The 12,025-nt window shown below is 37.9% G+C and carries 24 protein-coding genes; all 24 read left to right on the top strand.

Annotated features, from left to right (window positions below):
• Window positions 1-2: 2 nt before the first annotated feature.
• The 24 genes from rplV (at window position 3) to rplQ (ending at window position 11,775) form a co-directional block, all read left to right on the top strand.
• Window positions 3-413, top strand: a complete 411-nt coding sequence (gene rplV, locus QZ323_RS06960; RefSeq protein WP_294633892.1) for a 50S ribosomal protein L22 — start codon at window positions 3-5, stop codon at window positions 411-413.
• A gap of 5 nt (window positions 414-418) precedes the next feature.
• Window positions 419-1,150, top strand: coding sequence for a 30S ribosomal protein S3 (gene rpsC / locus QZ323_RS06955; protein WP_294633891.1), 732 nt, complete (start codon window positions 419-421; stop codon window positions 1,148-1,150).
• A 22-nt stretch (window positions 1,151-1,172) separates the two neighbouring features.
• Window positions 1,173-1,607 carry a 50S ribosomal protein L16 gene (gene rplP, locus QZ323_RS06950; protein ID WP_294633890.1) on the top strand — a complete coding sequence of 145 codons (435 nt, stop codon included), beginning with the start codon at window positions 1,173-1,175 and terminating at the stop codon, window positions 1,605-1,607.
• Window positions 1,608-1,612: 5 nt separating this feature from the next.
• Entirely contained in the window at window positions 1,613-1,810 is a 198-nt protein-coding gene (gene rpmC / locus QZ323_RS06945; RefSeq protein ID WP_294633889.1) for a 50S ribosomal protein L29, read from the top strand.
• Window positions 1,807-2,076: a 30S ribosomal protein S17 gene (rpsQ, locus tag QZ323_RS06940; RefSeq protein WP_101541763.1), complete on the top strand. Its 270-nt coding sequence runs from the start codon at window positions 1,807-1,809 to the stop codon at window positions 2,074-2,076. Before rpmC ends, rpsQ begins: the two co-directional genes overlap by 4 nt.
• A gap of 2 nt (window positions 2,077-2,078) precedes the next feature.
• On the top strand, window positions 2,079-2,444 hold the full coding sequence (gene rplN, locus QZ323_RS06935) for a 50S ribosomal protein L14 (protein ID WP_005825700.1): 366 nt from the start codon (window positions 2,079-2,081) through the stop codon (window positions 2,442-2,444).
• Window positions 2,445-2,464: 20 nt separating this feature from the next.
• Window positions 2,465-2,785: a 50S ribosomal protein L24 gene (gene rplX / locus QZ323_RS06930; protein ID WP_294633888.1), complete on the top strand. Its 321-nt coding sequence runs from the start codon at window positions 2,465-2,467 to the stop codon at window positions 2,783-2,785.
• Entirely contained in the window at window positions 2,785-3,342 is a 558-nt protein-coding gene (gene rplE / locus QZ323_RS06925; RefSeq protein WP_294633887.1) for a 50S ribosomal protein L5, read from the top strand. The genes rplX and rplE overlap by 1 nt, the downstream gene beginning before the upstream one ends.
• 6 nt (window positions 3,343-3,348) lie before the next feature.
• On the top strand, window positions 3,349-3,648 hold the full coding sequence (gene rpsN / locus QZ323_RS06920; RefSeq protein ID WP_294633886.1) for a 30S ribosomal protein S14: 300 nt from the start codon (window positions 3,349-3,351) through the stop codon (window positions 3,646-3,648).
• A 54-nt stretch (window positions 3,649-3,702) separates the two neighbouring features.
• On the top strand, window positions 3,703-4,098 hold the full coding sequence (rpsH, locus tag QZ323_RS06915) for a 30S ribosomal protein S8 (protein ID WP_294633885.1): 396 nt from the start codon (window positions 3,703-3,705) through the stop codon (window positions 4,096-4,098).
• A gap of 15 nt (window positions 4,099-4,113) precedes the next feature.
• The gene (gene rplF, locus QZ323_RS06910; RefSeq protein ID WP_294633884.1) at window positions 4,114-4,683 is read left to right on the top strand and encodes a 50S ribosomal protein L6; all 570 of its coding nucleotides are present in this window, start codon (window positions 4,114-4,116) and stop codon (window positions 4,681-4,683) included.
• Between the two features lie 21 nt (window positions 4,684-4,704).
• Complete coding sequence (rplR, locus tag QZ323_RS06905; protein WP_294633883.1) at window positions 4,705-5,049, top strand: 50S ribosomal protein L18; 345 nt, start codon at window positions 4,705-4,707, stop codon at window positions 5,047-5,049.
• Window positions 5,050-5,054: 5 nt separating this feature from the next.
• Entirely contained in the window at window positions 5,055-5,570 is a 516-nt protein-coding gene (rpsE, locus tag QZ323_RS06900) for a 30S ribosomal protein S5 (RefSeq protein WP_294633882.1), read from the top strand.
• 10 nt (window positions 5,571-5,580) lie between these two features.
• The gene (rpmD, locus tag QZ323_RS06895; RefSeq protein WP_294633936.1) at window positions 5,581-5,757 is read left to right on the top strand and encodes a 50S ribosomal protein L30; all 177 of its coding nucleotides are present in this window, start codon (window positions 5,581-5,583) and stop codon (window positions 5,755-5,757) included.
• Window positions 5,758-5,787: 30 nt separating this feature from the next.
• Window positions 5,788-6,234, top strand: coding sequence for a 50S ribosomal protein L15 (gene rplO, locus QZ323_RS06890; protein WP_294633881.1), 447 nt, complete (start codon window positions 5,788-5,790; stop codon window positions 6,232-6,234).
• Window positions 6,235-6,238: 4 nt separating this feature from the next.
• The gene (secY, locus tag QZ323_RS06885; RefSeq protein WP_294633880.1) at window positions 6,239-7,582 is read left to right on the top strand and encodes a preprotein translocase subunit SecY; all 1,344 of its coding nucleotides are present in this window, start codon (window positions 6,239-6,241) and stop codon (window positions 7,580-7,582) included.
• Between the two features lie 11 nt (window positions 7,583-7,593).
• On the top strand, window positions 7,594-8,391 hold the full coding sequence (gene map / locus QZ323_RS06880; protein WP_294633879.1) for a type I methionyl aminopeptidase: 798 nt from the start codon (window positions 7,594-7,596) through the stop codon (window positions 8,389-8,391).
• Window positions 8,392-8,400: 9 nt separating this feature from the next.
• Window positions 8,401-8,619: a translation initiation factor IF-1 gene (gene infA / locus QZ323_RS06875; RefSeq protein ID WP_002558052.1), complete on the top strand. Its 219-nt coding sequence runs from the start codon at window positions 8,401-8,403 to the stop codon at window positions 8,617-8,619.
• Between the two features lie 8 nt (window positions 8,620-8,627).
• Window positions 8,628-8,744: a type B 50S ribosomal protein L36 gene (gene ykgO / locus QZ323_RS06870; protein ID WP_002558051.1), complete on the top strand. Its 117-nt coding sequence runs from the start codon at window positions 8,628-8,630 to the stop codon at window positions 8,742-8,744.
• Between the two features lie 34 nt (window positions 8,745-8,778).
• A complete protein-coding gene (rpsM, locus tag QZ323_RS06865; RefSeq protein ID WP_294633878.1) occupies window positions 8,779-9,159 on the top strand; it encodes a 30S ribosomal protein S13 in 381 nt (126 codons plus the stop codon).
• Window positions 9,160-9,170: 11 nt separating this feature from the next.
• On the top strand, window positions 9,171-9,560 hold the full coding sequence (gene rpsK, locus QZ323_RS06860; protein ID WP_005675443.1) for a 30S ribosomal protein S11: 390 nt from the start codon (window positions 9,171-9,173) through the stop codon (window positions 9,558-9,560).
• A gap of 116 nt (window positions 9,561-9,676) precedes the next feature.
• Window positions 9,677-10,282: a 30S ribosomal protein S4 gene (gene rpsD, locus QZ323_RS06855; protein WP_294633877.1), complete on the top strand. Its 606-nt coding sequence runs from the start codon at window positions 9,677-9,679 to the stop codon at window positions 10,280-10,282.
• Window positions 10,283-10,296: 14 nt separating this feature from the next.
• Window positions 10,297-11,289 (top strand): DNA-directed RNA polymerase subunit alpha, encoded by a 993-nt coding sequence (locus tag QZ323_RS06850; protein ID WP_294633876.1) that lies wholly within the window; start codon window positions 10,297-10,299, stop codon window positions 11,287-11,289.
• A 3-nt stretch (window positions 11,290-11,292) separates the two neighbouring features.
• Window positions 11,293-11,775, top strand: a complete 483-nt coding sequence (rplQ, locus tag QZ323_RS06845) for a 50S ribosomal protein L17 (protein ID WP_294633875.1) — start codon at window positions 11,293-11,295, stop codon at window positions 11,773-11,775.
• The last annotated feature ends 250 nt before the right edge of the window (window positions 11,776-12,025 follow it).

Genomic DNA, 12,025 nt, shown 5'->3' with positions numbered 1-12,025 from the left:
TAATGGGAGTAAGAAAAAAAATATCGGCTGATAAAAGAAAAGAAGCCCTTAAGACCATGTACTTTGCAAAGTTGCATAATGTTCCTACTTCTCCTCGCAAAATGCGTCTCGTGGCTGACATGATTCGCGGTATGGAAGTGAACAGGGCACTTGGCGTTTTGAAGTTTTCTTCAAAAGAGGCAGCTGCCAGAGTTGAAAAACTGTTGCGCTCTGCAATTGCTAACTGGGAACAGAAAAACGAACGTAAAGCAGAAAGCGGTGAGTTGTTTGTGACAAAGATTTTTGTTGATTGTGGTGCTACTCTTAAAAGAATGAGACCAGCTCCGCAGGGTAGAGGATATAGAATTCGTAAACGTTCAAATCACGTAACTTTGTTCGTTGGTTCTAAAAGTAATAACGAAGATCAAAATTAAGGTAAATGGGACAAAAAGTTAATCCAATAAGCAACCGTTTAGGAATTATCAGAGGATGGGATTCCAACTGGTATGGTGGAAATAATTACGGCGATTCATTGCTGGAAGATAGCAAAATTCGTAAATATCTGAATGCTAGACTTGCAAAAGCCAGTGTGTCCAGGATTGTAATTGAACGTACACTGAAACTCGTAACTATTACCGTTTGTACTGCACGTCCGGGTATTATTATCGGTAAGGGTGGCCAAGAAGTTGATAAGTTGAAAGAAGAATTGAAGAAGGTTACCGATAAAGATATTCAGATCAATATTTTTGAAGTGAAAAGACCTGAGTTGGATGCTGTTATTGTAGCAAATAACATCGCTCGCCAGGTTGAAGGTAAGATTGCCTATCGCCGTGCCATTAAAATGGCTATCGCTAATACTATGCGTATGGGAGCTGAAGGTATAAAGATTCAGATTTCAGGACGTTTGAATGGAGCTGAAATGGCCCGTTCTGAAATGTATAAAGAAGGAAGAACTCCGTTGCACACTTTCAGAGCAGATATTGACTACTGTCATACAGAAGCATTGACTAAAGTTGGTCTTCTTGGTATCAAAGTTTGGATTTGTAGAGGTGAAGTATTTGGGAAGAGAGAATTGGCTCCAAACTTTACGCAAAGCAAAGAAGGTGGTCGTGGAAGCAATAGCGGAAACAATGGCGGAAAGAACTTCAAAAGAAAGAAAAATAATCGCTAAACGAATTTGAATTTTAGGAATTATGTTACAACCGAAAAAGACAAAATTCAGAAGACAACAAAAAGGCCGTCAAAAAGGTGTTGCCCAAAGAGGTAATCAGTTGGCTTTCGGTTCTTTTGGAATTAAGGCTTTGGAAACAAAATGGATTACAGGCCGTCAGATTGAAGCTGCTCGTATTGCAGTGACAAGATATATGCAACGTCAAGGACAAATTTGGATTCGTATTTTCCCGGATAAACCTATTACTAGAAAGCCTGCCGATGTACGTATGGGTAAAGGTAAAGGTGCTCCAGAGGGTTTTGTTGCTCCTGTGACACCGGGAAGAATTATAATCGAAGCCGAAGGAGTATCATATGAAATCGCAAAAGAAGCTTTGCGTTTGGCTGCTCAGAAGCTTCCTATTACAACGAAGTTTGTTGTAAGACGTGATTATGATGTTCAAAATCAAAATGCGTAAGGAATATGAAAATAGCAGAAATTAAAGAAATGTCTACCAGCGATTTGGTAGAAAGAGTAGAGGCAGAAGTGGTGAATTACGGCCAGATGATTTTAAATCATTCTATTTCTCCTTTGGATAATCCTGCTCAAATCAAACAATTACGCAGGACTATTGCGCGTATGAAAACTGAATTACGCCAAAGAGAACTTAACAATAAATGATGAGTTTGATGGAAGCAAGAAATTTAAGAAAAGAAAGAACTGGGGTTGTGCTGAGCAATAAAATGGATAAAACCATCACTGTGGCAGCTAAATTTAAGGAAAAACACCCCATATATGGAAAATTCGTTAGTAAAACGAAGAAGTATCATGCTCATGATGAAAAGAATGAGTGCAATATCGGTGATACTGTACGCATCATGGAAACTCGTCCCTTGAGCAAGACCAAGAGATGGAGATTAGTAGAAATAATTGAAAGAGCGAAGTAATTATGATACAAGTAGAATCCAGACTTACAGTATGTGATAATAGTGGAGCAAAAGAAGCTCTTTGTATTCGTGTTTTAGGCGGTACAGGGCGTCGTTATGCTTCAGTTGGGGACGTTATTGTTGTTTCTGTGAAGAGCGTTATCCCTTCAAGTGATATTAAAAAAGGTGCAGTGTCTAAAGCTTTGATCGTACGTACTAAAAAAGAAATCCGTCGTGCTGATGGTTCTTATATACGTTTTGATGACAATGCTTGTGTGTTGTTGAATAATGCAGGTGAGATTAGAGGCAGTCGTATTTTCGGTCCGGTAGCAAGAGAACTTCGTGCTACTAACATGAAAGTTGTGTCACTCGCTCCTGAAGTACTTTAATTTTGTAAAAGATTTAAGTAATGAGTAAACTACATATTAAAAAAGGCGATACAGTTTACGTAAACGCTGGTGACGATAAAGGTAAAACTGGTCGTGTATTGAAGGTTCTTGTAAAAGAAGGTCGTGCAATTGTTGAAGGCTGTAATATGGTATCCAAAAGCACAAAACCGAATGCTAAGAATCCTCAAGGTGGTATTGTGAAGCAGGAAGCTTCTATCCACATTTCTAACTTGAATCCGGTTGATCCAAAAACTGGTAAAGCAACGCGTGTTGGTAGAAAAGAAAGTTCTGAAGGAACTTTAGTGCGTTATTCTAAAAAATCAGGAGAGGAGATTAAGTAATGAGTAATACTGCTAGTCTTAAGAAAGAGTATGCAGAGCGTATTGCGCCTGCATTGAAGTCACAGTTCCAGTATTCTTCTGCAATGCAGATACCCGTACTTAAGAAGATTGTTATCAATCAGGGTTTAGGTATGGCTGTTGCCGATAAGAAGATTATTGAGGTAGCAATTAACGAGATGACTGCTATTACAGGACAGAAAGCTGTAGCGACAATTTCTCGTAAAGATATTGCGAATTTTAAATTGCGTAAAAAAATGCCTATTGGTGTTATGGTAACTTTACGTCGTGAGAGAATGTACGAATTCCTTGAAAAGTTGGTTCGTGTTGCTCTTCCGCGTATCCGTGACTTTAAGGGTATTGAAAGCAAGTTTGATGGAAGAGGAAATTATACTCTTGGTATTCAAGAACAGATTATTTTCCCAGAAATTAATATCGATAGCATTACTAGAATTCTTGGAATGAATATTACCTTTGTGACTTCTGCAAAAACGGATGAAGAAGGATATGCATTGTTGAAAGAGTTTGGTTTGCCGTTTAAAAACGCTAAAAAAGATTGATAAATTATGGCAAAGGAATCAATGAAAGCGCGTGAAGTAAGACGCGCTAAATTAGTAGCCAAATATGCCGAAAAAAGAGCTGCATTGAAACAGACAGTTAGAACGGGTGATCCTGCAGAAGCATTTGAAGCTGCACAGAAACTGCAAGACTTGCCTAAGAATTCTAACCCGATTCGTATGCATAATCGTTGTAAATTGACAGGACGTCCTAAAGGATATATACGTCAATTTGGTATCTCAAGAATCCAATTTCGTGAGATGGCTTCCAACGGTCTTATTCCCGGTGTAAAGAAAGCAAGCTGGTAAATTTTTGGTTTAAATATTGTCAGGGTAGGCCTGATTAATTTAATTTTTTATTATATGACTGATCCAATAGCAGATTATTTGACGAGGTTGCGGAACGCTATTCAAGCAAAGCACAGAGTAGTTGAAGTTCCCGCTTCAAATTTGAAAAAAGAAATCACAAAGATTCTTTTTGAGAAAGGCTACATTCTTAATTACAAGTTTGTAGAAGATGGTCCTCAAGGTACTATTAAAGTAGCCTTGAAATATGACCCAGTGAATAAGGTAAATGCAATAAAGAAATTGGAGAGAATTTCTTCTCCGGGTATGCGTCAATACACTGGTTATAAGGACATGCCGCGAGTTATTAATGGTTTGGGTATTGCTATAATATCTACTTCCAAAGGAGTTATGACAAACAAAGAAGCTGCTGATTTGAAAATTGGTGGCGAAGTTTTGTGTTATGTTTATTAATAGGAGGAATTAGCAATGTCAAGAATAGGAAAATTACCCATTAGTATTCCCGCTGGTGTAACTGTTACTTTGAAAGAAAATGTGGTTACAGTAAAGGGACCCAAAGGCGAGCTTAGCCAATATGTAAATCCTGCTATCAATGTTAGCATCGAAGATGGCCATGTGACTTTGAGTGAAAATGAAGATGCAATGTTGGATAACCCTAAGCAAAAACATGCATTTCATGGCTTATATCGTGCTCTGGTTCACAACATGGTTGTAGGTGTATCTGAAGGATACAAGAAAGAATTGGAACTTGTCGGCGTAGGTTATCGTGCTTCAAATCAAGGTAATATTATTGAATTAGCTTTGGGCTACACACACAATATCTTCATACAGTTACCTGCTGAGATCAAGGTAGAAACAAAATCTGAAAGAAATAAGAATCCACTTATAATTTTAGAATCTTGCGATAAACAATTGTTGGGTCAAGTTTGCTCTAAGATACGTTCTTTCCGTAAACCCGAGCCGTATAAAGGTAAAGGTATTAAGTTTGTTGGTGAAGAAATTCGTAGAAAGTCTGGTAAATCTGCCGGTGCTAAGTAATTTACATAAAATTAGAATATTATGACAACAAAAATAGAAAGACGAATTAAAATTAAATATAGAGTACGCAACAAAGTGTCAGGTACTGCTGAACGTCCGCGTATGAGTGTTTTTAGAAGCAATAAGCAAATTTACGTTCAACTTATTGATGATTTGGGTGGAAAGACTTTGGCTGCAGCATCTTCTTTGGGCATGACTGAAAAGTTGCCTAAAAAAGAACAGGCTGCAAAAGTAGGAGAGTTGATCGCCAAGAGAGCTCAAGAAGCAGGTATTACTGCTGTTGTTTTTGACCGTAATGGTTATTTGTATCATGGGAGAGTAAAAGAAGTGGCTGATGCTGCTCGTAACGGTGGACTTAAATTTTAATCATTATGGCAATTAATAATAGAGTTAAGATTACAAACGATATAGAATTGAAAGACCGTTTGGTTGCTATTAATCGTGTGACCAAAGTTACTAAAGGTGGTAGAACTTTTAGCTTTTCTGCAATTGTTGTTGTAGGTAATGAAGAAGGTATCATCGGTTGGGGGCTTGGTAAGGCAGGAGAAGTTACTGCTGCTATTGCTAAAGGAGTTGAGTCTGCAAAGAAGAATTTGACAAGAGTGCCTGTGTTGAAAGGTACTGTTCCTCATGAACAATCAGCTAAGTTTGGTGGTGCAGAAGTATTTATCAAACCGGCTTCTCATGGTACTGGTGTGGTTGCAGGTGGTGCAATGCGTGCTGTACTTGAAAGCGTTGGTATTACTGATGTTTTAGCAAAATCAAAAGGTTCCTCTAATCCGCATAACTTGGTGAAGGCTACTATTATGGCATTGGGCGAAATGCGTGATGCACGTATGGTAGCTCAAAATAGAGGAATTAGTGTTGAAAAAGTATTTAGAGGATAAGGAGGAATATATGTCGACTATAAAGATTAAACAAGTTAAAAGTAGAATTGGTGCTCCGGCAGATCAGAAAAGAACTCTCGATGCACTGGGACTTCATAAGTTGAATCGTGTGGTTGAGCACGAATCTACTCCTTCAATTCTTGGAATGGTGGATAAGGTTAAACACTTGGTTGCCATTGTTAAGTAATTATTTGTTGAATATAAAATGAATTACAATATGAACTTAAGTAATTTAAAACCTGCAGAAGGGTCTACTAAAACAAGAAAGAGAATTGGACGTGGTCCGGGTTCTGGTTTGGGAGGTACTTCTACTAGAGGTCATAAAGGCGCTAAATCAAGATCTGGTTATTCTAAGAAAATTGGTTTTGAAGGTGGACAGATGCCTCTTCAACGTCGTGTTCCTAAGTTTGGTTTTAAGAACATTAATCGTGTAGAATATAAGGCGATCAATTTGGATACAATTCAGAAGCTTGCTGAAGCAAAGCAATTAAATTCTGTTTGTATTGCTGACTTTGTTGCTGCTGGCTTTATTTCTTCAAATCAGTTAGTAAAAGTATTAGGTAATGGAACTTTGACTACAAAGTTGGATGTGCAAGCTCATGCATTCTCTAAGACTGCTGTTGCTGCCATTGAAGCTGCTGGTGGAAGTGTAGTAAAACTCTAATTCAATGAGAAAAGCTATTGAAACATTAAAGAATATATGGAATATTGAGGATCTGAGACAACGGATCCTCATTACCATATTGTTTGTGGCAATTTACCGCTTCGGTTCGTATGTAGTTTTGCCAGGAATTAATCCGGCAATGCTGACACAATTGCATCAACAGACAAGTGAGGGTCTCTTAGCCTTATTAAATATGTTTTCGGGAGGAGCATTCTCAAATGCATCTATTTTTGCATTGGGGATCATGCCTTATATTTCTGCTTCAATTGTTATTCAGTTGTTGGGAATTGCAGTTCCATATTTCCAAAAGCTTCAACGTGAGGGCGAGAGTGGCAGAAGAAAAATGAATCAGTATACTCGTTATTTAACAATTATAATTTTATTGGTTCAGGCTCCTTCTTATTTGCTTAATCTTAAAATGCAGGCCGGTCCTTCCTTAAATGCTTCATTAGATTGGACTCTGTTTATGATTACCTCTACCATCATTTTGGCAGCAGGTAGCATGTTTATTTTATGGCTTGGTGAGAGAATTACTGATAAGGGGATTGGTAATGGTATTTCGCTGATTATCATGATTGGTATTATTGCTCGTCTGCCGCAGTCCTTATTTCAAGAATTGATTTCTCGTATGACGGATAAGACTGGTGGCTTGGTAATGTTTTTGATAGAGCTTGTTGTTCTACTTGTTGTTATTGCATTTGCTATCCTTTTGGTACAAGGTACTAGAAAGATTCCTGTTCAATATGCAAAGAAAATTGTGGGTAACAAGCAATATGGTGGTGCCAGACAATATATTCCTTTGAAGGTGAATGCAGCCAACGTGATGCCTATTATTTTTGCTCAGGCAATCATGTTCATTCCTATCACTCTTGTTGGTTTTTCGAATCTAAATGATTTAAGCGGTTTTGTTCGTGCATTGACTGATCATACAAGTTTCTTGTATAATTTGATTTTTGCAGTATTAATTATATTGTTTACGTATTTTTATACTGCAATTTCTATTAACCCAACTCAGATGGCTGAAGATATGAAGAGAAACAATGGTTTTATTCCGGGTATTAAACCAGGAAAACAAACAGCTGAGTATATTGATGTGATTATGTCACGTATTACTTTGCCTGGTTCTTTCTTCTTGGCTTTAGTTGCCATTATGCCTGCGTTTGCTGGTGTATTTGGCGTAAAAGCTGAGTTTGCTCAATTCTTTGGTGGTACATCTTTGTTGATTCTTGTAGGTGTGGTACTTGATACTCTTCAACAAGTAGAAAGTCATTTGTTGATGAGACATTATGACGGTTTATTGAAGTCTGGTCGTATTAAAGGCCGCAATGGTAATGTAGCTGCATATTAATCTTTTTTGAGATGATATTTCTTAAGACAGAAGATGAAATAGAGCTGCTCCGCAAGAGTAATTTGCTTGTAGGAAAAACATTGGCTGAGATAGCTAAGGTTATAAAGCCTGGAGTAACTACAAAAGAATTGGATAAAGTGGCGGAAGAGTTCATTAGAGACAATGGCGCTATTCCTACTTTTAAAGGTTTTCCGAATCAATGTGGTGACCCATTTCCTGCTTCTATTTGTACATCTGTAAATGAGCAAGTAGTGCATGGCATTCCTGGTGATGTAGTACTGAGAGAGGGGGATATTGTATCGGTTGATTGTGGTACTTATATGGATGGTTTTTGTGGGGATTCTGCTTATACATTTTGTGTAGGAGAAGTGGATGAAGAAGTTCGCAAATTACTGAAAGTTACTAAAGAGGCATTATATCTTGGAATTGAAAATGCTGTTCAAGGGAAGCGACTAGGAGATATTGGATATGCAGTGCAACAACATTGTGAATCTAATTCTTATGGTGTAGTGCGTGAATTTGTCGGTCATGGTATTGGTAAAGCAATGCATGAAGATCCTCAAGTGCCCAATTATGGTAGACGTGGTTGTGGTTCAATGTTGAAAAAAGGTCTTTGTATTGCTATTGAACCAATGATTACGCAAGGTAGTTGCCAAATAGTAATGGAACGTGACGGCTGGACGGTGAGGACAAAAGATAGATCTTATGCAGCGCATTTCGAGCATACAATTGCTGTGAGAGCTGGTAAAGCAGATATCTTATCATCGTTTAAAGATGTTGAGGAAGTATTAGGAGATAAAGCAATTTAAAAAATTAATATGGCTAAACAATCAGCAATAGAACAAGATGGAGTTATAGTTGAAGCATTGTCTAATGCAATGTTTCGTGTTGAATTAGAAAACGGACATGAGATTACTGCGCATATTTCCGGTAAGATGCGAATGCATTATATTAAAATCCTGCCGGGTGATAAGGTAAGAGTCGAAATGTCTCCTTACGATTTGTCGAAAGGAAGAATTGTATTTAGATATAAATAATTTAAGATATGAAAGTAAGAGCATCTTTAAAGAAACGTACGCCAGAATGTAAGATCGTTAGACGCAATGGCCGTTTGTATGTTATTAACAAGAAAAATCCTAAGTATAAACAACGTCAAGGATAATATTATTATTTTTGCAAAAAAAATAATTTAGTATATGGCTATAAGAATAGTTGGTGTAGATTTGCCTCAAAATAAGAGAGGTGAAATTGCGTTGACCTATATCTATGGAATAGGTCGTAGTAGTTCAGCAAAAATTTTAGATAAAGCTGGTGTTGATAAAGACCTGAAAGTGAAAGACTGGACGGACGATCAAGCTGCCAAGATTCGTGAGATCATTGGTGCGGAATTTAAAGTTGAAGGTGATCTTCGCTCGGAAATTCAATTGAATATCAAACGTTTGATGGATATTGGTTGTTACCGTGGTGTACGTCATCGTATCGGCTTGCCTGTAAGAGGTCAAAGCACTAAAAACAATGCTCGTACTCGTAAGGGTAGGAAGAAAACCGTTGCAAATAAGAAAAAAGCTACTAAATAATAATTGTTGATATGGCAAAAAAAACAGTTGCAGCAAAGAAGAGAAATGTGAAAGTTGACGCTAATGGACAGTTACATGTTCATTCATCTTTCAACAATATTATTGTTTCTCTTGCAAATAGTGAAGGGCAGATTATTTCTTGGTCATCTGCCGGAAAAATGGGATTTAGAGGTTCTAAAAAGAATACTCCTTATGCAGCACAAATGGCTGCCCAAGATTGTGCAAAAGTAGCATTTGATCTTGGCCTTAGAAAGGTAAAAGCGTATGTGAAGGGTCCAGGTAACGGTCGTGAGTCTGCTATTAGAACTATTCACGGTGCAGGTATCGAAGTTACAGAAATCATTGACGTAACTCCGCTTCCACATAATGGTTGTCGTCCTCCGAAAAGACGTAGAGTTTAAGATTTACCTTTAATAAATATGATCTTGATTTTGTTATTGGATTGCATTAATTTCTCTCTGTAATCGCGGCTGCAACAAATTGAGTTCATGAATAAAACAATTAAAAATTAAAAGAAATGGCTAGATATACTGGACCAAAATCAAGAATAGCCCGTAAATTCGGTGAAGGTATCTTTGGAGCAGATAAAGTTTTGTCTAAGAAAAATTATCCTCCCGGACAGCACGGCAATTCAAGAAAGAGAAAAACTTCTGAATATGGTGTTCAACTTCGTGAGAAACAGAAAGCCAAATACACCTATGGAGTTTTAGAAAAACAATTCCGTAACTTGTTTGAAAAGGCAGCTACAGCAAAAGGTATTACCGGTGAGGTGCTCCTTCAGTTGTTGGAAAGCCGTCTTGATAATGTAGTATTCCGTTTGGGTATTGCTCCTACTCGTGCTGCTGCTCGTCAGTTGGTAGGTCACAAGCATATTACTGTAGATGGTGAAGTGGTAAATATTCCTTCATATGCAGTAAAACCTGGTCAGGTAGTTGGTGTACGTGAAAGATCTAAATCTTTGGAAGTGATTGCTAATTCACTGGCTGGTTTTAATCATAGCAAGTATCCTTGGTTGGAATGGGATGATAACTCTAAAGTGGGTAAGCTGTTGCATGTTCCTGAAAGAGCAGACATTCCGGAAAACATTAAAGAGCATTTGATCGTAGAATTGTATTCTAAATAAAAATAATTAATTTCATGGCGATATTAGCATTTCAAAAACCTGATAAAGTATTAATGTTGGAAGCGGACTCTCGATTCGGCAAATTTGAATTCCGTCCGTTGGAGCCTGGTTTCGGTATTACTGTAGGTAATGCCCTGCGCCGCATCCTTCTTTCCTCATTGGAGGGTTTTGCTATCACTACTATAAAGATAGATGGTGTTGAGCACGAATTCTCTAGTGTTCCGGGAGTTAGAGAGGATGTTACTAGCATTATCTTGAATCTGAAACAGGTGAGATTCAAGCAAGTAGTTGAAGAATTTGAGAGTGAGAAAGTCAGTATCACGATCGAAAATTCTAGTGAATTTAAAGCAGGTGACATAGGTAAGTATTTGACTGGATTTGAAGTGTTAAATCCTGAATTGGTTATTTGTCATTTAGATTCTAAAGCAACAATGCAAATCGATATTACGATTAACAAAGGACGTGGTTATGTTCCGGCTGACGAAAACCGTGAATATTGTACGGATGTTAACGTAATCCCTATCGATTCTATTTATACCCCGATACGTAATGTAAAGTATCAGATTGAACCGTTCCGTGTTGAACAAAAGACGGACTATGATAAATTGGTACTTGAGATTACTACCGATGGTTCCATTCATCCAAAGGACGCTCTGAAAGAAGCTGCTAAGATTCTGATATATCATTTTATGCTTTTCTCTGATGAAAAGATCACATTGGAAAGCAACGATGTAGATGGTAATGAAGAATTTGATGAAGAAGTACTGCACATGCGTCAATTGTTGAAGACTAAACTCGTTGACATGGATTTGTCAGTTCGTGCTCTCAATTGTTTGAAGGCTGCTGATGTAGAAACATTAGGTGATTTGGTACAATTCAACAAGACGGATCTGCTGAAATTCAGAAACTTTGGAAAGAAATCGCTGACCGAGCTTGATGATTTGCTGGATAGTCTGAATCTTTCGTTTGGAACCGATATTTCTAAATATAAATTAGATAAAGAATAAAAAATGAGACATAATAAAAAATTCAACCATTTAGGTCGTACTGCTTCTCATAGAAATGCGATGTTGGCTAACATGGCATGTTCTTTGATCAAGCACAAAAGAATCACTACGACTGTTGCAAAGGCTAAAGCTCTGAAGAAGTTTGTAGAGCCTTTGATTACGAAGTCAAAGGATGACACGACAAATTCTCGTCGTGTTGTATTTAGCAACTTGCAGGATAAGTATGCTGTAACAGAATTGTTCAAGGAGATTTCAGTGAAGATTGCTGATCGTCCGGGTGGTTATACGCGTATCATTAAGACTGGTCATCGTTTGGGAGATAATGCAGAAATGTGTTTTATTGAACTCGTTGACTACAATGAGAACATGGCGAAGGAAAAAGTGGCTAAGAAAGCTACACGTACTCGTCGTTCTAAGAAGGCTGCTGCAGAGCCTGCAACTCCGGTGGCAGAAGTGCCCGCAGCTGAGGAAGCTAAAGCAGAATAAGTTAACGATACTTTCCGATATAAGAGCCGTTCCCTTATTAAGGGGGCGGTTTTTTTTGTGTTTACTCAGCATGTATTCTGTTAATAGATATATACTTTGCATATTAAGCCTATGCTTGAATTATAGGTAGCGGGAAGTGCACAGACAAGGATAGGGATATTTTTTTTCGGCAGGTTGGACATTTTGGGTGATGAAGGGTCAGCGGATTTTTCCGGTGGGCGAAGAAGATGTCAAGAGTATAGTGTTGCCA

It is taken from the genome of uncultured Bacteroides sp. (genome assembly GCF_910585845.1).
Classification (GTDB): Bacteria; Bacteroidota; Bacteroidia; order Bacteroidales; family Bacteroidaceae; genus Bacteroides.
Note: the sequence above shows the minus strand (reverse complement) of the source record. Positions and strands in the feature narration are given on the sequence as shown.